Source organism: Roseomonas sp. 18066 (assembly GCF_902706185.1).
Lineage (GTDB): Bacteria > Pseudomonadota > Alphaproteobacteria > Acetobacterales > Acetobacteraceae > Pseudoroseomonas.
Genome location: NZ_CACSJM010000002.1, coordinates 48,609 through 67,244, shown reverse-complemented (window position 1 = coordinate 67,244; position 18,636 = coordinate 48,609). Strand labels below are relative to the sequence as shown.

Annotated in this window: 22 protein-coding genes; 16 read left to right on the top strand and 6 right to left on the bottom strand. The window is 72.1% G+C overall.

Annotated features, from left to right (window positions below):
* Window positions 1-123 precede the first annotated feature (123 nt).
* Together GVN67_RS00815 and GVN67_RS00810 are read left to right on the top strand one after the other, a co-directional pair.
* The gene (locus tag GVN67_RS00815) at window positions 124-945 is read left to right on the top strand and encodes a UDP-2,3-diacylglucosamine diphosphatase (protein ID WP_159992356.1); all 822 of its coding nucleotides are present in this window, start codon (window positions 124-126) and stop codon (window positions 943-945) included.
* A 4-nt stretch (window positions 946-949) separates the two neighbouring features.
* Window positions 950-1,984, top strand: a complete 1,035-nt coding sequence (locus GVN67_RS00810; protein ID WP_159992355.1) for a glycosyltransferase family 1 protein — start codon at window positions 950-952, stop codon at window positions 1,982-1,984.
* Between the two features lie 3 nt (window positions 1,985-1,987).
* On the opposite strand, the gene GVN67_RS00805 is transcribed toward GVN67_RS00810, so the two are convergent.
* From GVN67_RS00805 to GVN67_RS00795, 3 genes are all read right to left on the bottom strand, one after another.
* On the bottom strand, window positions 1,988-2,560 hold the full coding sequence (locus GVN67_RS00805; protein ID WP_159992354.1) for a lysozyme: 573 nt from the start codon (window positions 2,558-2,560) through the stop codon (window positions 1,988-1,990).
* A gap of 67 nt (window positions 2,561-2,627) precedes the next feature.
* Window positions 2,628-3,224 carry a class I SAM-dependent methyltransferase gene (locus tag GVN67_RS00800; RefSeq protein ID WP_159992353.1) on the bottom strand — a complete coding sequence of 199 codons (597 nt, stop codon included), beginning with the start codon at window positions 3,222-3,224 and terminating at the stop codon, window positions 2,628-2,630.
* A 94-nt stretch (window positions 3,225-3,318) separates the two neighbouring features.
* A complete protein-coding gene (locus GVN67_RS00795) occupies window positions 3,319-3,519 on the bottom strand; it encodes a hypothetical protein (RefSeq protein WP_159992352.1) in 201 nt (66 codons plus the stop codon).
* A 165-nt stretch (window positions 3,520-3,684) separates the two neighbouring features.
* Here GVN67_RS00795 and GVN67_RS00790 point away from each other — a divergent pair, with 165 nt between their 5' ends.
* Window positions 3,685-3,900: a hypothetical protein gene (locus tag GVN67_RS00790; RefSeq protein ID WP_159992351.1), complete on the top strand. Its 216-nt coding sequence runs from the start codon at window positions 3,685-3,687 to the stop codon at window positions 3,898-3,900.
* Window positions 3,901-3,999: 99 nt separating this feature from the next.
* On the opposite strand, the gene GVN67_RS00785 is transcribed toward GVN67_RS00790, so the two are convergent.
* Window positions 4,000-4,413: a PRC-barrel domain-containing protein gene (locus tag GVN67_RS00785; protein ID WP_159992350.1), complete on the bottom strand. Its 414-nt coding sequence runs from the start codon at window positions 4,411-4,413 to the stop codon at window positions 4,000-4,002.
* Window positions 4,414-4,691: 278 nt separating this feature from the next.
* On the opposite strand from GVN67_RS00785, the gene pstS reads away from it, so the two are divergent.
* From pstS to phoB, 6 genes are all read left to right on the top strand, one after another.
* A complete protein-coding gene (gene pstS / locus GVN67_RS00780; protein WP_159992349.1) occupies window positions 4,692-5,738 on the top strand; it encodes a phosphate ABC transporter substrate-binding protein PstS in 1,047 nt (348 codons plus the stop codon).
* Between the two features lie 191 nt (window positions 5,739-5,929).
* Window positions 5,930-6,925 (top strand): phosphate ABC transporter permease subunit PstC, encoded by a 996-nt coding sequence (gene pstC, locus GVN67_RS00775; protein WP_200845061.1) that lies wholly within the window; start codon window positions 5,930-5,932, stop codon window positions 6,923-6,925.
* A gap of 4 nt (window positions 6,926-6,929) precedes the next feature.
* Window positions 6,930-7,835: a phosphate ABC transporter permease PstA gene (pstA, locus tag GVN67_RS00770; protein WP_159992348.1), complete on the top strand. Its 906-nt coding sequence runs from the start codon at window positions 6,930-6,932 to the stop codon at window positions 7,833-7,835.
* A gap of 41 nt (window positions 7,836-7,876) precedes the next feature.
* Window positions 7,877-8,668, top strand: coding sequence for a phosphate ABC transporter ATP-binding protein PstB (gene pstB / locus GVN67_RS00765; protein ID WP_200845066.1), 792 nt, complete (start codon window positions 7,877-7,879; stop codon window positions 8,666-8,668).
* Between the two features lie 11 nt (window positions 8,669-8,679).
* Complete coding sequence (phoU, locus tag GVN67_RS00760) at window positions 8,680-9,402, top strand: phosphate signaling complex protein PhoU (protein ID WP_159992346.1); 723 nt, start codon at window positions 8,680-8,682, stop codon at window positions 9,400-9,402.
* Window positions 9,403-9,425: 23 nt separating this feature from the next.
* The gene (gene phoB, locus GVN67_RS00755; RefSeq protein ID WP_159992345.1) at window positions 9,426-10,142 is read left to right on the top strand and encodes a phosphate regulon transcriptional regulator PhoB; all 717 of its coding nucleotides are present in this window, start codon (window positions 9,426-9,428) and stop codon (window positions 10,140-10,142) included.
* Window positions 10,143-10,451: 309 nt separating this feature from the next.
* Here the strand turns inward: phoB and GVN67_RS00750 are convergent, their stop codons facing one another.
* Window positions 10,452-12,038 carry a Na/Pi symporter gene (locus GVN67_RS00750; protein ID WP_159992344.1) on the bottom strand — a complete coding sequence of 529 codons (1,587 nt, stop codon included), beginning with the start codon at window positions 12,036-12,038 and terminating at the stop codon, window positions 10,452-10,454.
* Between the two features lie 10 nt (window positions 12,039-12,048).
* Entirely contained in the window at window positions 12,049-12,705 is a 657-nt protein-coding gene (locus GVN67_RS00745) for a hypothetical protein (RefSeq protein ID WP_159992343.1), read from the bottom strand.
* A 215-nt stretch (window positions 12,706-12,920) separates the two neighbouring features.
* Here GVN67_RS00745 and GVN67_RS00740 point away from each other — a divergent pair, with 215 nt between their 5' ends.
* The 7 genes from GVN67_RS00740 to GVN67_RS00710 all read left to right on the top strand — a co-directional run bounded on the left by GVN67_RS00740 (window position 12,921) and on the right by GVN67_RS00710 (window position 18,636).
* Window positions 12,921-13,334 (top strand): ATP-binding protein, encoded by a 414-nt coding sequence (locus tag GVN67_RS00740; protein WP_159992342.1) that lies wholly within the window; start codon window positions 12,921-12,923, stop codon window positions 13,332-13,334.
* A 67-nt stretch (window positions 13,335-13,401) separates the two neighbouring features.
* Entirely contained in the window at window positions 13,402-13,725 is a 324-nt protein-coding gene (locus tag GVN67_RS00735) for an STAS domain-containing protein (protein WP_159992341.1), read from the top strand.
* A gap of 64 nt (window positions 13,726-13,789) precedes the next feature.
* Window positions 13,790-14,575 carry a protein-glutamate O-methyltransferase CheR gene (locus GVN67_RS00730; protein ID WP_159992340.1) on the top strand — a complete coding sequence of 262 codons (786 nt, stop codon included), beginning with the start codon at window positions 13,790-13,792 and terminating at the stop codon, window positions 14,573-14,575.
* Complete coding sequence (locus GVN67_RS00725) at window positions 14,572-15,798, top strand: chemotaxis protein CheW (protein ID WP_159992339.1); 1,227 nt, start codon at window positions 14,572-14,574, stop codon at window positions 15,796-15,798. The genes GVN67_RS00730 and GVN67_RS00725 overlap by 4 nt, the downstream gene beginning before the upstream one ends.
* Complete coding sequence (locus tag GVN67_RS00720) at window positions 15,795-16,868, top strand: chemotaxis protein CheB (protein ID WP_159992338.1); 1,074 nt, start codon at window positions 15,795-15,797, stop codon at window positions 16,866-16,868. The genes GVN67_RS00725 and GVN67_RS00720 overlap by 4 nt, the downstream gene beginning before the upstream one ends.
* 157 nt (window positions 16,869-17,025) lie before the next feature.
* Window positions 17,026-17,727 (top strand): hypothetical protein, encoded by a 702-nt coding sequence (locus GVN67_RS00715; protein WP_159992337.1) that lies wholly within the window; start codon window positions 17,026-17,028, stop codon window positions 17,725-17,727.
* 156 nt (window positions 17,728-17,883) lie between these two features.
* Window positions 17,884-18,636 (top strand): response regulator, encoded by a 753-nt coding sequence (locus tag GVN67_RS00710; RefSeq protein ID WP_159992336.1) that lies wholly within the window; start codon window positions 17,884-17,886, stop codon window positions 18,634-18,636.

Sequence of the window (18,636 nt, the reverse complement as noted above, 5' to 3'; positions counted from 1 at the left end):
CTTCGATCTGTCACACCCTCGTCACCGGCCCGTCGCGAAGCTCCGATAAGGCCTCCCTCGGATGCAACGCCCAAGGCCACCGGTCGCGGACTCGGTCGTTGGGCCCAGCCGAGGGAAGCCGGAATGCTGCCGAGCCCCGACAAGCGCCGTTATCGGACGCTGTTCATTTCCGACACCCATCTGGGGCAGCGTGGCTGCCGCGCCGACCTGCTGCTCGAATTCCTGGAGGAGGTGGAGTGCGAGCATCTCTACCTCGTGGGCGACATCATCGATGGCTGGCGGCTGAAGCGCTCCTGGTACTGGGACGCCAAGCACGACCAGGTCATCCGCAAGGTCCTGTCCATGGCCAAGCGCGGGACCAAGGTCACCTATATCCCCGGCAACCATGACGAGGTCTTCCGCGACTGGGCCGGGCCGGAATTCCAGGTGGCCGGCATCGCCCTGGTGAAGGAGGCGGTGCATGTCGCCGCCGATGGCCGCCGCTTCCTGCTGATCCATGGCGACGAGTTCGACAGCGTGGTGCGCTATGCCAGCGTCATCGCGCATCTGGGCGACTGGGCCTATGACGTGGCGCTGGCGGTGAACCGCTGGTTCAACGCGGTGCGGCGCCGGCTGGGCTATCCCTACTGGTCGCTCAGCCAGTGGCTGAAGCGCCAGGTGAAGGAGGCGGTGAAGGCGATCGACCGCTTCGAGGTGGCGCTGGCCGAGGAAGCCCGGCGCCGCGGGCTGGACGGCGTCATCTGCGGCCATATCCACCATGCCGAGATGCGCCAGGTGAACGGCATCACCTACATGAATGACGGCGACTGGGTGGAAAGCTGCTCGGCGCTGGTCGAGCATGCCGATGGCCGCTTCGAGCTGATCGACTGGGCCGCCGAGCACCGCCGCCGCCACAACGCCACCCCGCGCGCCCTGCCGGCGCCGGTCGCCGTCGCGGCGGAATAAAACAATGCGGCTGCTGCTGGTGACCGATGCCTGGACGCCGCAGGTCAATGGCGTCGTCCGCACCCTTGGCATGGTGGCCGAGACGCTGACGCGCGGCGGCGACAGCGTCACGGTGATCAGCCCGGACCGCTTCGGCAGCATGGGGGTCCCCGGCGAGCCGGGGCTGCGCCTGGCGCTGTTCCCCCGCCGCCGCCTGACCGCCATGGTCGAGGCCGCCGAGCCGGATGCCGTGCACATCGCCACCGAAGGCCCGCTGGGCTGGGCGATGCGGGCGTTGTGCCGCAGGCGCGGCTGGCGCTTCACCACCGCCTTCCACACCCGTTTCCCCGACTATCTGGCGGCGCGCTTCCGGGTGCCGCTGGCCTGGTCCTGGCCGGTGCTGCGGCGCTTCCACGCCGCGGCCTCGGGCACCTTCGTCGCCACCGAGAGCCTGCATCGCGAGCTCGATGCGCAGGGCTTCTCGCGCCTGCGCCACTGGTCGAGGGGCGTCGACACCGAGCTGTTCCGCCCCGGCCCGCGCGACGCTTTCCCGGACCTGCCGCGCCCGATTTTCCTTCACGTCGGCCGGGTGGCAACAGAAAAAAATATCGAGGCCTTCCTGGCGCTGGACCTGCCGGGGTCGAAGGTCGTCGTCGGCGACGGGCCGGCGCGGGCGGGGCTGCAGCAGCGCTTCCCGGCCGCGCATTTCGCCGGCTTCCGCCATGGCGCGGCGCTGGCGGCGGCCTATGCCGCGGCCGATGTCATGGTCTTCCCCTCGCGCACCGACACCTTCGGCCTGGTGCTGCTGGAGGCGCTGGCCTGCGGCACCCCGGTCGCCGCCTATCCGCAGCCCGGGCCGTTGACGGTGCTGGGCGACGAACCCGTGGGCGCCGTCGACGACGACCTGCGGCGCGCCTGCCTGGCCGCGCTGGGCGCCGACCGCGCCGCCTGCCGGGCGCGGGCCGAGGGCTTCAGCTGGCAGGCCTGCGCCGCGCAGTTCCGCGCCCAGCTGGTCTCGCTGCGCGGCGAGCTGCCGGCCGGGCTGGGCGCCGTCGGCTGAGGCTCAGCCGGGCAAGGGCGGCCAGTCTTCCGGCGACTGGATGGCGTCCCAGGCCTTCTGCTTCGCCAGCATCGGCGCCATGCCCAGGCTGAAGGCGGCCTCGGTCCAGCGGCGGCGGCGCAGGCCGGTGGCGGGCTTGCCGGCGCTGGTGCGGTAGATCTTGAACAGGTCGGCCGCCGCCTTCCAGTCGCCGGCATGGACCAGCTTCAGCAGGCTGGGGGCGGCGACCGTCAGCGCGCCCAGGTTGTTGGCCAGCAGGATCAGCGCCGCCGCCTGGCGCGGGGTTAGCGGCACGCGCACCGCCTGGGCGACCAGGGCGGCCGCTTTCTCCAGGTCGCGCATCGCCAGGGCCTCGGCGGTCGCGCGGCTGATGGCGGGGCCGCCCAGCCAGACCGGCGTGCCGTCGGCGTAGCGCCGGCTGCCGATGCCGATGGTCGGGAAGCCGAAGCCGTCATTATAGGGTGTCAGCACGCAGCCTTCGAAGGCCTCGGACAACAGCACCGCCTCGGCGGGCACGCCGCCCTGCCACAGTGGTTGCGCCTCCACCTCGGGTGCCGCCTGCAGAATGCCGCCCATCGCCGCCTCCCCAAAGACCCTCAGGAAGGCGGCAGGACAGCATGGCGCTTAACGTTACGTCAACGAATCAAGCGGCGCTGGGCGTGTAGCGCCAGACGCTGGCGGGGGGGAAGTTGCGCGGCGTCCAGGCGCGGCGCTCGGCCTTCAGCGCCAGCTTGCGCCAGGGCAGGGGCGAGGTGATGCAATAGCTGTAGAGCAGGAAGCCGCGGCCCGGCGCCACCGCCTCGACGCTGTCGAGGAAGCGGCGCTGCTTCTCCAGCGGCAGCAGCACCAGCGGGATGCCGCAGATCGCCGTCGAGATGCGGTTATGCGCCTCGGGCGGGATGCAGGCGGCCAGGTCGAAGGCGTCGCCGCAGACCACGCGCACGCCGGGCAGGGTCTGGCGCAGATGCGCCGCCATCTCGGGCACGATCTCGACCACGATCAGCCGCTCGGCCGGCACGCCGCTCTCCAGCAGCGCGCGGGAGACGACGCCGGTGCCGGCGCCGAGCTCCAGCACATAGTCCTGCGGCCCGCGCGCCACCTCGCGCGCGATGCGCCGGCACAGGCTGGGCGAGGAGGGGACCACCGAGCCCATCTGCAGCGGATTGGCCGACCAGCGCTTCAGGAACAGCGCGGCGTTGGCGGTGTGCTGGCGGGTGATTCGGGGCAAGGCGTCAGGCATGCGGCGACTCCGCGTGAGGGCAGAAACCCCCTCCTGGACCGGCGCCGGCGACAGCCGCATGGCGGTGCCGTGACAGTCCCGGGAAGCCGCGCTGTCAGCGCGGCGCATCCTCCGGGGATGGTGCGGGCCGCAGCAGGGCGAGCAGCCGCGGCGGCAGCGGCTCCGCCCGGTCGGCCTCGAAGGTCGCGCGCAGCTGCGCGTCCAGCCAGTCGGCCGCGGCCTCGGGCGGCGGCGCAGGGTCCGCATCGGCGGGGGGCGGGGCGAGCAGGGGGTCGTCGCTGCCGGTCAGGTCCATGGGCACGGCTCCAACGAGGCCGCCTCGAGCTTAGCCGTTGGCGAGAAATTGCTCGACCGGAAAAATCGCGGAAACGCGAGCAGGCAACCCGTGGCGTCCGGCCGGGGTTGCTTCCGCACAGACGCCCGGCCGCGACGGCCAGGGCGCGACGGAGGAGACGCAGCCATGGCGACCCATCCCACAGCGACCCCGACGCCCGCCGGCGGTGAAAAGCCGGAGCCGGTCGAGCAGCACCGCAAGGCCAAGGGCGACGAGGCCAAGCTGGACCGCTCGCTGGAGGACAGCTTCCCGGCCAGCGACCCGCCGGCGCAATCCAGCCCCGGCACCAACACCGTGGGCTGGGAGAAGCCGCTGAACGACGGCACGGCCAAGAAGCGCTAGGTAGTGATGGCTTGAGGCGGAATCGCCGAAAAGCCTGAATTACGCGATCAAACAAAGAGCTAGCGCAAGTTGTCTTCGTCGCTTCGAAGACGGCTTGCGCTAGCGGCTCTCGGCGTCGAGGTCGAAGGCGGGGGCCTCGCGCAGCGCCTCGCGGGTCATGGCGACGACCAGGCGGGGCGTGCCGCGCGGGCCGGGCAGGAAGCGCACCGCCGGGGCCGGCACGGCGACGTATTTCGTCCCCACGCCCAGGAAGCCGCCGACGCCCAGCACCAGGGCGGCGACCCGGCCATCCTCCAGCAGGATCAGGTCGACCACGGCGCCGACCTGCTCCTCGGCCTCGGAGAAGACCGGGCTGCCGATCACCCGGCTGGCGCGCCAGCCGGGCTGCGGCTCCGCCAGCGCGAGCGCGGCGGCGACCGGCTGCGGGGGCGATTCGGCCCGGGCCGCGGCCAGCGGCAGCGTGGCCAATCCAGCGAAAACGACCAGGGCGGTGGCGGCGGGCAGCCAGGGCATGGCAGGATCCTCCCCGGCGCGGCGCGAAGGGCGCGGCACCGGCATCGGCGAAAAGCCCAGGCCCCGCCTTGGGTTTCAGGCATTCCGCCGGGCCGCCGGCGACCAGGCGGGGCCCCGGGCCGGACAACCCGAGGCAGATGTCTAGCCGGCCGTCATCGAAGCTTCATATTTCTGAAATAGAACCGTCGCTCCTCCGTCCTAGAAGGCGCTCGACCGAACCGCCCGGATCCGCTGCCAGCAGCGACCCCCGGGCGGCCCCAAGGACGGAGAGATATCAAGTGAGCAATCGGATTCTGGCCCTGGCGGCCGGCCTCGTGGCGTCGATCAGCCTCTCGATGGGGGCTTCCGCGCAGCAGGCCACCATCACCGGGGCCGGTGCGAGCTTCCCGAACCCGCTGTACCAGAAGTGGGGCGAGGCGGCGCGCGGCGCGGTGAACATCCAGCTCAACTACCAGTCCGTCGGCTCGGGCGCCGGCCAGGCGCAGATCCGCAACCGCACCGTCGACTTCGGCGCCTCCGACGCGCCGATGACCGCCGAGCAGCTGCAGGAGCACAACCTGCTGCAGTTCCCGGCCACCATGGGCAGCCTGGTCGCCATCGTGAACGTGCCCGGCGTCGAGGACCACAAGATGCGCCTGACCGGCGAGGTCCTGGCCGACATCTACCTGGGCAAGATCACCAAGTGGAACGACCCGCGCCTGGTCGAGATGAACCCGGGCCTGAACCTGCCGAACCTGGCGATCGCCCCGGTCTACCGCGCTGACGGCTCGGGCACGACCTTTGTCTGGGTGTCCTACCTGTCCGCCGTCTCCGGCGACTTCAAGACCCGCGTCGGCGTGGGCACCTCGGTGCGCTGGCCGTCGGGCACGGGCGCCCGTGGCAACGAGGGCGTCGCCGGCACCGTCCGCAACGTCCGCGGCGCCATCGGCTATGTCGAGCACGCCTACGCCACCCAGAACAAGCTGGTGACCACCCAGCTGCGCAACCGCGCCGGCAACTATGTCGAGCCGACGACCGCCGCCTTCCAGGCTGCCGCCGCCAATGCCGACTGGACCGCGCCGAACTTCGCCGCCAGCCTGATCGACACCCAGGGCGCCACCTCCTGGCCGATCGTCTCGCCGACCTTCATCCTGCTGCCGCGCAACCCGACCGATGCCACCCGCGCGCAGAACGTGATGAAGTTCTTCGACTGGGCCTTCCGCTCGGGCGATGCCACCGCCACCGAGCTGGACTACATCCCGGTGCCGGAAGCGGTCGAGAACGCCATCCGCGCCGCCTGGGCCACCATCCAGGTCAACGGCAAGCCGGTCTGGCCGGCGAACTGAGGCCGATGGCCGGGGGCTCCTCCCCGGTCTGACGACAGGACAGGCGGGCGGTGCCACATCGGCGCCGCCCGCTTCCGCGGATCGGCCGGGGCGGTCAAGCCCGGCTTCCCCCCAGGGCAGGGCCGCACCGCGCGCCCATGCCCTGACCAGCCGCCGGGGGCTACCCGGAACCCGCGACCCGGAGCGCGAATTTGCCGCCGTCCGCCACCCTTGCCCCCGACGCCGTCGCCGTCAGCGGATCCCCGCCCGGCCTCAAGCGCGGCACCGCCTCCGGCGCGCTGGGCGACGCCATCTTCGCGGCCGCCTGCCGGGCTGCCGGAATCCTGGTGCTGGCCCTGCTGGGCGCCATCATCATCGGCCTGTTCATCGGCGGCCTGCCGGCCTTCATGGCCTTCGGCCCCGGCTTCGTCTTCTCGACCGAATGGGACCCCGTGCAGGAGGTCTTCGGCGCCGGCGTGTCGATCTACGGCACCGTCATCACCGCCGTGCTGGCGCTGCTGCTGGCCGTGCCGCTGGCCTTCGGCGTCGCCTTCTACCTGACCGAGCTGGCGCCCGCCTGGCTGCGCCGCCCGGTCGGCACCGCGGTCGAGCTGCTGGCCGCCGTCCCCTCGATCATCTACGGCATGTGGGGCTTCTTCCTGATCGTGCCGTTCATGGCGCAGACGGTGCAGCCCTTCGTCATCGACACGCTGGGCGAGCTGCCGGGCGTCGGCTTCCTCTTCGCCGGCCCCCCCTTCGGCACCGGCATCTTCACCGCCGCCCTGATCCTGGCGATCATGGTGCTGCCCTTCGTGGCGGCGACCATGCGCGACGTCTTCGAGACGGTGCCGCCGGTCTACAAGGAAAGCGCCTACGGCCTGGGCTGCACCCAGTGGGAAGTGGTCCGCAACGTCGTGCTGCCCTATACCCGCATCTCGGTGGTCGGCGGCATCATGCTGGGCCTCGGCCGCGCGCTGGGCGAGACCATGGCGGTCACCTTCGTCATCGGCAACGCCAACCGCATCTCGACCAGCCTGTTCGGGCCGGGCAACACCATCGCCTCGGTGATCGCCCTCGAATTCGGCGAGAGCGAGCTGGGCAGCCTGAAGCTCTCGGCCCTGCTGGCGCTGGGCTTCCTGCTCTTCGTCATCTCCTTCATCGTGCTGGCCGCCTCGCGCTTCCTGCTGCGCCAGCGTCAGAAGGCCTGATCCCATGAGCGCCACCACCCACGCCGCCATGCCCAAGGCCAGCCAGCCGGGCGGCCCCGCCAAGAACCTGGCCGTCGCCGCCGCCCTCGGCCGCCGCCGCCGGGCCACCGCGCTCGGCGTGAAGCTCGCCTGCTACGGCGCCACCGGCATCGGCCTGGTGCTGCTGCTGTCGATCCTGGGCACGCTGTTCTGGAACGGCTTCTCCGCCCTGTCGCCGCGGGTCTTCACCGAGGTGACGCGGCCGCCGGGCTCCGATGGCGGGCTGCTCAACCCGATCATCGGCAGCCTGATCCAGGCCGGCATCGGCACCCTGATCGGCACGCCGATCGGCCTGCTGGTCGGCACCTACCTGGCCGAATACGCCAAGGCCTCGCCGCTGGCCAATGCCGTGCGCTTCGTCTCCGACATCCTGCTCTCGGCGCCGTCGATCCTGATCGGCCTGTTCGTCTACCAGATCCTGGTGGTGCCCTTCGGCGGCTTCTCCGGCTGGGCCGGGTCGGTGGCGCTGGCGATCATCGTCATCCCCATCGTGGTCCGCACCACGGAAGACATGCTGCGGCTGCTGCCCGACACGCTGCGCGAGGCCGTGATCGGCCTGGGCGCGCCGAAGTGGAAGATGATCACGCTGGTCTGCTGGCGCGCCGCCGCCTCGGGCATCGTCACCGGCGTGCTGCTGGCGGTGGCCCGCGTCGCCGGCGAGACCGCGCCGCTGCTGTTCACCTCGCTCGGCAACCTGAACTGGTCGCTCAGCCTGACCGGGCCGATGTCCAGCCTGCCGATCACCATCTACTCCTACGCCGGCTCGCCCTATCAGGACTGGATCGCGCTGGCCTGGGCGGGCGCGCTGATCATCACCCTCGGCGTCCTCGGGCTCAACATCGCGGCGCGCACGCTGCTGCGCAATAAGTGAGGCAGATCATGAGCGCTTCCATGACCCACACCGCCGACGCCATGCCCGGCCTGCAGGCCCGCAGCGGCGAGGCGCTGAACCCGGCCCGCATCTCGGTGCGCAAGCTCGATTTCTACTACGGCGACCACAAGGCGCTGAAGTCGATCGACTTCGACCTGCCGGACCGCCAGGTGACCGGCATGATCGGCCCCTCGGGCTGCGGCAAGTCCACCCTGCTGCGCGTGCTGAACCGCATGTACAGCCTCTATCCCGGCCAGCGCGCCACCGGCCAGGTGCTGCTCGACGGCAAGAACATCCTCGACGAGGATGTCGACATCAACGCGCTGCGCTCGCGCGTCGGCATGGTGTTCCAGAAGCCGACGCCGTTCCCGATGACCATCTACGAGAACATCGCCTTCGGCATCCGCCTGCACGAGAAGCTGTCCAAGGCGCAGATGGACGAGCGCATCGAATGGGCGCTGACGCGGGCCGCCATCTGGGGCGAGGTCAAGGACCGGCTGAACAGCTCGGCCATGGGCCTCTCCGGCGGCCAGCAGCAGCGCCTGTGCATCGCGCGGACCATCGCGGTGCGGCCGGAGGTGATCCTGCTGGACGAGCCGACCTCGGCGCTCGACCCGATCTCGACCCTGAAGATCGAGGAGCTGATCGACGAGCTCAAGCGCGACTTCACCATCGCCATCGTCACCCACAACATGCAGCAGGCGGCGCGCTGCGCCGACCAGGTGGCGTTCTTCTACCTGGGCGAGCTGATCGAGGTGGCGCCGGCGGAGGAGATGTTCACCGCGCCGAAGCAGAAGAAGACCCAGGAATACATCACCGGCCGGTTCGGCTGATCGGGACTCCCATGGAAACCTTGCAAAGCGAGCACATCGTGCGGTCCTATGAAGAACAGCTGAAGCGCCTGCGCGACATGGTGGCCCGCATGGGCGGCCTGGCCGAGCGCCAGGTGGCCGACGCCGCCACCGCCCTGATCCGCCGCGACACCGAGCTGGCCAGCGCCGTCGTCGGCCGCGACGGCGAGATCGACGCGCTGGAGACCGAGATCGAGAATTTCTGCGTCCGCCTGCTGGCGCTGCGCCAGCCGATGGCCGCCGACCTGCGGCTGATCGTGGCCGCCATGAAGGTCTCGACCGATATCGAGCGCATCGGCGACTACGCCCGCAATGCGGCGAAGCGCGCCATCGTCGTCTCGCAGCAGCCGCAGCTGGGCAGCCTGAACGGCTTCCAGTGGATGGCCAAGCTGGTGCAGGAGAACCTGAAGGACGCGATCGACGCGCTCGTCAAGGAAGACGCGGTCTCCGCCGAGCGCGTCTGGGGCGCCGACGCCCCGGTCGACGACATCTACAACGGCATCTTCCGCGAGATGCTGACGCATATGATGGAAGACCCGCGCAACATCACCGCGGCGACCCACCTGCTGTTCATCGCCAAGAACTTCGAGCGGATCGGCGACCACGCGACGAATATCGCGGAGACGGTGCACTACGCCGTGCTCGGCCACATGCTGCCCGAGGACCGGCCGAAATCCGACAGCTCCGCCTATACCGTCGTCCGCCCGCCCGTCTGACCGCCTGAGGAGAAATGCCCCCGATGGCCGAGCTGCATTCCGGCATGTCGCGTCCCACCATCCTGGTGGTCGAGGACGAGGCGCCGCTGCTGACCCTGCTGCGCTACAACCTGGAAAAGCAGGGCTTCCGGGTCGACGAGGCCGCCGATGGCCAGGAAGCCCTGATGCGGGTGGCGGAAGCGCCGCCCGACCTGGTGCTGCTGGACTGGATGCTGCCGGCCCTGTCGGGCCTGGAAGTCTGCCGCCAGCTGCGCCGCCGCCCGGACACGCGTGACCTGCCGATCATCATGGTCACCGCCCGCACCGAGGACCAGGACGCCGTGCGCGCCCTGGACACCGGCGCGGACGACTACATCGCCAAGCCCTTCGTCATGGACGCGCTGATGGCGCGGATCCGGGCGCTGCTGCGCCGCTCCGGCGGCGTGGCCACCAAGGGCGTCCTGGCGTGGCAGGACGTGTCGATGGACCAGGACGCGCACCGGGTGACGCGCAACAGCCGCGCCCTGCACCTGGGCCCGACCGAATACCGGCTGCTGGAATTCTTCATGCAGCACCCGGGCCGCGTCTTCTCGCGCGAGCAGCTGCTGGACGCCGTCTGGGGCCGCGACATCCATGTCGAGCCGCGCACCGTCGACGTGCATATCCGCCGCCTGCGCAAGTCGGTGAACGCCGACGGCGAAGTGGACATCATCCGCACCGTCCGCTCGGCCGGCTACGCGCTGGATCTCGAGCACGCCTGAAGCGAAGTGCCTTAGGAGAAGGAAGGGGCAGGCGAGGGGAATGAATTCCCCCGCGGCGCAGTGCGCCGCGCCCGTTCTTTTTTCTTTCAGACTGCCGTGTCCACGTGGAGACAGTACGTGAAACGGCCAATCGGCAGCGCGACCTCTCAGGTCGCGCTGTTTTTGTATGAATGGCGTCCCGCCGTGATGCCCTGGTACCGCTGCCGGCGAAGGTGCTGGCTTTTTCACGGCCGGTGATCAGAAAAAAGATGGGGGCTCGGGGGAATTCATTCCCCCGACCTGCCTCTGTCTTCTCCCTGTCTTCCCTCGTCAGACCGCTGCCTCCCCCAACAACAACGTCTGCCGGCGAATGAGCCACACCGCCCGCTCGAACAGGGTGGTCGTGCGGAACAGCAGGCTGTGGTCTTCCGGCGTCAGCGCCTCGGTCGTGGCCACGCGGCGGCGCATCTGGTCCATCATCTCCGAGCGATCGGCCGAGAGCTCGCGCAGCAGCACCAGGTCTTCGGCGTCGCCGCTGCTGCCGGCGTCTTCCAGCTGGAGGAGCAGCAGGTGCAGCGCCTCGGACAGCTGCAGGATGCGGGTGGCGACGGGCGCCTGGGACGGGCCGGCGGCGGCGGTGGCGAATTCGCCGATGGTCTCGCGCAGGGCGGCCAGCAGCTCGTTGCGGTTCTCCAGCAGCACGGCGCGGTCCAGGGTCGCGCGGTCCGGGTCGCGTGCCAGCAGCTCGGCCAGGAAGGTCTTGGTGGCCTGCTCGACGCTGGCCGCGGCCGCCAGCTGGGTGGCCACGGGCGGCACCGCGGGCGTGCCCTCCAGCACCGGGGCCAGCAGGCCGGGCAGGCGGGCGGCCAGGCCGGCCTGCTCGCGCTCCACCAGGTCCAGCGCGCTGGGCGGATGGTCGAGGGCCTGGTCGTAGAGGAAGCGCGGGCGGCCGAGCGCCTCGGCGGGGGTGGCCGGCGACAGGCGCTCCAGCAGCGCGCGCATCGGGCGGCCGAAGGGGGCCAGGACCAGGGCGGTCATCACCTGGAAGATCAGGAACAGCCAGCCGATGCGCTCGGGCAGGCGCTCGGCCAGGTGGCTGGTCAGCCAGAGCACCAGGGGGGTGCCGCGCTGCTCCAGCACGAAGAGGCCGAGGAACAGGAGGGTGCCGATCACCTTGAACAGCGTCTGGTACCAGGCGAGCTGGCGGGCCGAGCCGGACAGGTTGCCCGACAGCAGCAGCACCGACAGGCCGGAGCCGAGCGAGGCGCCATAGACCACCATCACCGTCTGCTCGAAGCCGAGCAGGCCGAGGCCGGCCAGCGTGATCGCCAGGATCGAGACGGTGGAGGAGGATTGCGCGACGATGGTGACCACAACGCCGACCAGGAAGGGCGGGGTGAGGGCGCTGCCGGAGAAGGCCAGCAGTTCGCGCACCACGGCCATGTCGCGCAGCGGCGCGGCGCCGGCCTTGATCGTCGCCAGGCCGAGGAACAGCAGGCCAAGGCCGGCCAGGGCGCCCAACAGCGGCCGCAAGCGTCCGCCGTGGTCAATTCCAAAATAGCTGGCGAAGCCGACCAGGCCGAAGAGCCACAGCACGGCCAGCCGCAGGTCGATGGTGGCCAGCAGCACCAGCCCCGCGGTGCCGGCATTGGCCCAGGCCAGCGCCGGCAGGGCGCGGGCCAGCGGCAGCAGCCCCGCGGTGTAGAGGCTGGTGGCGATGAAGGTGACGGCGTTGGAGCTCTGGGTCAGGGCGCCCAGCAGCAGCCCGGTGCCGGCGGCCGAGACCGGGCCGCGGGTGGCGCGCCGCATGGCGCCGCGCAGGCGGGGGCCGGCCATGGCCTGCAGCCCGCCGCCGACGCCCTTGATGCCGAGGAAGAACAGGCCGAGGCCGCCGAACAGGCTGGCGAACAATTCCATCAATCCGGTCTCAGACAGGGCGGCGGGCGGTGGCGAGGGTCAGCAGCAGGGCCAGCACCAGGACCAGCCCGGCGGCGGAGCCGATCAGCAGCAGGCGCCGGGTCTCGGCGTAGCGCGCGTCGGAGTCGCGCAGCATCGCCTCGCGGCTGGCGCGGAAGCTGCGGGCGATGGCCTCGGCCGCCGCGTCCAGCTTTTGGTCCAGCGCGCGGTCGGCGCCGCGCAGCTGGTCGTCCAGCAGGCGCGGGCCTTCCGGCGTCGCCGGGTCGGTGGCGGCCAGGGCCTCGGCGTAGCGGGCGGCGAGGGCGGCGTGCTCGGTGGCCAGCCCCGGCAGCGCCGCGCCGGCGTCGGGCGGCAGGCGGGGGGCGGCCTGGGCCAGGGCCTGCAGCAGGCCGGTGGTGCGCTTCTGCTCGGCCAGGAAGGCGGCCTCCAGGCGGGCGCGGCTGTCGGCGTCGCGCGAACGGAGCAGGAGATTTTTCCACTCCTGCACCTGGCGCTTGAAGGCGGTCTCCGCCTGGCGGCCGGTGTCGAGCACGCCTTGCAGCTCGGCCAGATGGGCCGCGGTGGCGCGGCCGGCGGCATCGGTGCGGTGCAGGGCGAAGAGGCCGAGGCCTGCCATGCCCAGCAGCACCAGCATCACCAGCCCGCCCAGCATCAGGCGCATGCGCATGGTCCGGAAGTCCCGCACTTGGCCCCGCGACCTGTCATGAAACCGTCACGAAGCAATTGTTTTCACGGAAGAAAGCCCGCTCGCCACGGGGCCCCGGCATCGATGCCGCGCGGCGGCCGCCCCGTCAAGCTGGCGGCCATCCCCTGACAAGCGCCGCGCGCTTGGGTAATCTGGCGCGGAAATTTCCCCCCGAGTCGAGAGGAAGGCAGCCGAGCATGGCGATGAGCACGCAACTGGCGCTGCGGCTGCGGCCCGAGGCGGAGGCGGTGCCCGAGCTGCTGGACCGGCTGGAGGCCTTCGCCGAGGAGGCGGCGCTGTCCCCCGGCGTCGCGCACCGCCTGGCCCTCGTCGCCGAGGAGCTGGTGGCCAATGTCGCGATGCATGGCATCGGCGCGACCTTCGTCGAGGTGGCGCTGCGCCAGGAGGGCGACGCGCTGCGGCTCGACATCGCCGATGACGGCCCGGAATTCGACCCGCTGGCCGAGGCCGCGCCCGACACCGAGGCGGCCATCGAGGAGCGCGAGATCGGCGGCCTGGGCATCCATTTCGTGCGCAAGATGGTCCGCAGCCTGGACTATCGGCGGCAGGACGGCTGCAACCGCCTCGCGGCGGTGCTGGACGCGGGCTGAAGCGCGCGGCACTTTGACCGCCGCGCGTCGACGACGATTGAGAGACGCATAGAGGAGCGTGACGAGTATGCAGATCGCCGAGATCAAGTCCGGGGCCGTGACGGTCGCTGCCTTCGAGGGGCGGCTCGACACCGCCACCGCCGCGGCGGCGGAGAGCAAGCTGCTCGCCCTGCTGGAGGAAGGCGGCGTGGTCGCCGATCTGGAGGGGGTGCGCTATGTCTCCTCCGCCGGGCTGCGCGTGCTGCTGAAGGCCGCCAAGCAGGCCAAGACCGCTGGCAAGCCCTTCAGCGTCTGCGGGCTGCAGGCGCCGGTGCGCGAGGTCTTCGAGATTTCCGGCTTCGACAAGATCATCCCGGCCTTCGCGACCCGCGCCGAGGCGCTGGCCGCCTGACCCATCCCCGGCGGGCGTCCTTTTCCCAGGTGACGCCCGCCGGGCTTTCCCGGCCGGAGGTGTGATGCAGGGCCCCCCCGCGTCGGACAGCTTGCAGGCCGGGCTGCTGGACGGGCTGGCGCGGCTGGCCGGCCTGGCGCCGAGCGAGGTGCTGCTCGGCCGGCTGCGGCGCGCCGCCCTGCTGCTGGCCGGCATGACCGAGGCGCGGCTGCCGCCCCCCGACCCCGAGGACCCTTTCTGGGCCGCGCTGCTCGACGCCGTCACCGTGCAGGAGACGCGGCTGTTCCGCGCGGCCTCGCAGCTCGAGGCCCTGGCCGGGCTCGTCTTCCCCGGCCTGCGGGCGCTCTCCCGCCCGCTGCGGCTGCTCTCCGCCGGATGCGCGACGGGCGAGGAGGGCTGGACCCTGGCCGCCCTGGCCGGCGAGGCCGGCTTCGCCGCCGACGTCACCGGCATCGACCTCTGCCGCCCGGCGCTGGCGCGCGCCGCCACCGGGCGCTTCCCGCCCGGGCCGCCCGACCCGCTGCGCGACGTGCCGCCGGCCTATTGGCGCCATTTCCCGCGCCTGCCCGATGGCGGGGCGCGGGCGGCGCCACCGGAGGGCGTCACCGTCTCCTGGTCGCGCCAGAACCTTTGCGAGCTGGGCGTGCCGGAGGAGAGCTTCGACATCATCCTGTGCCGCAACGTGCTGATCTACCTGACCGAGCCCGCCCGCGCCGTGGTGGTCGGGGGGCTTTGCGCCCGGCTCGCGCCAGGGGGCGCGCTGCTGCTCGGCGCCACCGACGCGCCGCCGCCGGCGCTGGGCCTGGCGCTGTGGTCGGCGGCGCAGCCCTCGCTGTGGCGCCGGGCATGAGCGCCGCGCTGCTCGCCGGCGGCCGCGCCTGGCGCCTGCCGCCCGGGGTGCAGGCGGTGCCGCCGATGCGGCCGCGGCCGCTGCCCGGCGCCGCCCCCGGCCTGCTCGGCCTGGCGCTGCAGGGCGGGCAATTGCTGCCGGTGCTGGCCCCGGGCGGCGTCGCCGGCCCGGTCTGGCTGCTGTGCCCCGCGACCGAGGGCAGCGGCCGCCTGCTGCTGACCGGCGAGGCGCTGCTGGCCGAGGCGCCGGCCGATGCCCAGCCGCTCGACCTGCCGCTGGCGCTGCTGACCGCCGCCCCCGCCGCCGCGGTCGCGTCGCTGCCCGCCGCCGGCCTGGTGCCGCGCCCGGTGGCGGAGCGGGAACGCGCCAGCCTGCTCGGCCTCGGGCTGGGCGCGGGGCGGATGACGGTGCCGCTGGACCGGCTGGCGCGGGTGGTGCCGATGCCGGCGCTGGCCCCGGCGCCGGGCATGCCGGCCGGCGCGCTGGGGCTGGGCCTGGCCGCCGGGCTGGGGCTGGGGGAGGGCGCGCCGGTGCTGGTGCTCGACCCGCGCCGGCTGGCGCCCGATTTGGACGAGGGGCGCGACGCGCCGCTGCTGGCGGTGCTGGCGGTGGCCGGGCGGCTGTACGGCTTGCCCTGCGACCGGGCGACGCCGCTGACCCTGGCCCAGGCGGCGGGCTTCGGCGCCATGCCGCCGGGCCGGCTGGCCGAGGCCCTGGCCGCGGCGCCGGCGCTGGCCGCCCTGGCGCCGCCGCACCAGGACACGCCGCCGCCGCCACCGGCGCCAACCCGCAGCCTGATGCTGGCCCGCGCCGGCGACCAGCTTTTCGCCCTGGCGGTGGAGGAGGTGGCGGGCGTGGTGCCGCCGCAGGCGCCGTCGCCCCTGCCGGCGGGCCTGGCGCTCGGCGCCCCGGATGGCGTGGTCGCGCATCGCGGCGACGTGCTGCCGGTGGCCGATGCCGGCCGCGCGCTGGGCGGCGCCGCGGTGCTGGCGCCGGGCCGGCCGGTGCCGCTGCTGCGCCTGGCCGGCACGCCGCCGCTGGCGCTGGCGGTGACCGCCGTGCTGGGGCTGCGCGCTTTCCCGCTGGACAGCATGGTGGCGATGGAGGGCGACGGCGTGGTCGCGGCGCTGCTGCCCTTCCAGGGCCTGCCGCTGCCGCTGTGCCGCGCCGCCGCCCTGGCCCAGGCGGCGACCCGCCCCGCATCCGCCGGGACGGCTTCGTGATCCGGGTCCTGGTGGTCGACGACAGCGGCTTCATGCGGCTGGCGCTGAAGCGCATCATCGAGGCGGATGGCGACCTGAAGGTGGTGGGCGAGGCCGCCCATGGCGCCGCGGCGCTGGAGCTGGCGGCGCAGCTGCGCCCCGATGTCGTGGCGCTCGACGTCGAGATGCCGGGCATGGACGGGCTGGAGGTGACCGAGCGGCTGATGCAGCTGCCGGCGCCGCCCGCCATCGTCATGGTCAGCCACCACACCCGCGACGGGTCGGAGGCGGCGCTGGCGGCCCTCGCCCGGGGCGCGGCCGACTATCTGTGGAAGGGCTCGGCGCTGTCCGGCCTCGATCTCGGCCAGATCGACCGCGAGCTGCGCGGCCGGCTGCGGCACTGGGCGGCGCAGCGCGCCCGCGCCCGGCCGGAGGGCGAGAGCCCGGCCGGCGCGCCGCTGCCGCTGCCGCTGCTGGACCCGCCGCCGGCGCTGCCGCCGATGCGGCGCGGCGGCCCTTGCGACGTGCTGCTGCTCGGCGCCTCCACCGGCGGGCCGGATGCGGTGGCGGAATTCCTCGGCGCCAGCGGCCCGCTGCCGGTGCCCTGCCTGGTGGCGCAGCACATGCCGGCCGATCTGGGCCCCGACTTCGCCCGCCACCTGGCGCGGCGCAGCGGGCTGGTGGTGCGGCTGGGCGAGCGCGGGCTGCACCCGGCGGCCGGCGAGGTCGTGGTGCTGCCCGGCGGCACCGACGGCCACCTGGCCCGCGCCGCCGATGGCGGTTTTCTGCTCCGGCTCGCGGCCGGGCCGGGGCCGGTGCATCCTTCGGTCGACCTGCTGCTGCAATCGGCGGCGCTGGTGGCGCGGCGGGCCATGGCGGTGGTGCTGACCGGCATGGGCCGCGACGGCGCCGGGGCGGCGCCGGCGCTGGCGGCGCGCGGCGCGGTGCTGCTGGCGCAGAGCGCGGAAAGCTGCGTCGTCGCCGGCATGCCGGTGGCCTTCGCCGAGGTGGCCCGGGCGCATGGCGGGGTGGTGGAGCTGGCGACGCCCACCGCGCTCGGCCGCCGCGCGGCGCTGCTGCTGGCGCGATAGGCGGGCTTACCGTTTTATTCTTCCAAGCTGTCGACCGTGAGGCTCAGACTTCGGCAACAGAGCTGCCGGTGGTGCGGCCCACTTCAATGAGATTTCGTTTTTAATTCGATCCAATTATAATGACCAGCCGGTGGAAGGTTTTATCAGGGAGGCTTCGATGGTGCGGCGACGTTGGCTCCTTCTGACCAGTTCCGCCTTGCCGGGGACCATACTGGCGCCAAGCCAGGCGCAAGCTGCGCTACCTGCCATCTTAGCGGCGATAGCTGCCATCACGGCCTTGACGGTTGCGACTGCCGGGGCGGCCGAGGCGGTTCAGAAGCTGCTCGAGAAGGGTATGAGTATTTGGAATACAGCGTCCAGCCTGCAAGCGCAGAGGGAGGCCAGCAGGGCTTTCAGCGAGCAGCAGCGGGAAATCGCCGAGAAACTCCGAATGCGCCGTGAACTCATTGCTGGTGGCGACCAGGCTCAGCAGCGAAACGCGATGTTCGTCGGTCGAATGAACTTCTATCTGATCACCCGAAACAGCGACGATTGGGCGGTCGTTGTGCCAGCGATGCAGCAAGCTGGCCAGTCTTTGGCTGGCATGGCCTTTCTGTTTCGAAAGCAGGCGGTTTTCTTCCCTGCGGAAGCTCAAGACGCGCTTCGAAAGCTACCAGAACTCTACGAAAGCCGCGTGAGCATTATCAGACATCTCCAGGACCTTTCGACAGCTTCACCGCCGAGCAGCGATGAAGAAGTGTCGAAGTGGAAGGAACTCATGAGCGGATATGATGGTCTGCGGGTTGAATCCCTGAAGTTGCTGAAGGCTCTCGATGTCTACACCGCTCCGAGACAAGGGCCTTCTGTCGCGCCTCGCTAAGCACATGGTTCGTCAGTGACATAAAGTCTGTGCTGCTTGGGCCAGTCCCGCCCGGTCTGTCACGAAGCTGTGCTGCACCCCTGGCGACAGCACCCGCAAAACCGGTCATGCTGCCTCCGTTTTCCAGTGTCGGGGACGCATCGGATGGAGCAGGGCATGGCCGAGCCGCTGGACCCGGAACTGCTGGAAGCCTTCCTGCCGGAATGGCTGGACGGCGCCGTCGCCCTGGCCACGGCCGCGACGCCGGCCGAGGCGCAGCGCATGGTCGACCGCCTGCGCGCCATGGCCGCCGCCTTCGGTATTTCTTCCCTGACCCGCCTGCTGGAGCCGGCCGCGGCGCTGCTGGAAGAGCCGGGCGTCCCCGGCATCCCGGCCTTGGGCGAGGCGCTGGCGCATCACGCCGAGGCCATCGCCGCCGCCGGCCATGACCTGCCGCCACCCGAGGCCGCGGCACCCCCTGCCGCCGAGCCGGCGCCGAGCACCGCCCGCATCCGCGCCCTGGTCGTGGATGACAGCGCCATGATGCGCCGCCTGGTGCGCGAGACCCTCTCGGCCGATGCCGATTTCGCCGTGGTCGGCGAGGCCGCCGATGGCCGCGCCGCGCTCGGGCTGATGGCCGAATTGAAGCCGGACCTGACCATGCTGGATATCGAGATGCCGGTGCTGGACGGCATCGGCACGCTGCGCGAATGGGCGCTGGCGGGGCATGGGGCGGTGGTCATCGTCTCCTCCGCCGCGCGGCCGGGCACCGAGCTCGCCGTGCTGGCGCGGCGGCTGGGCGCGGCGGCGGTGGTCGGCAAGCCGTCGGGCGCCTTCAGCCCGGATCTGCGCGACCGCCAGGGCGATGCCATCCTGCGCGCCGCGCGGCGGGCCGTCGGCCTGCCGGCGCCGCTCGGCGCGGAGGGCTGA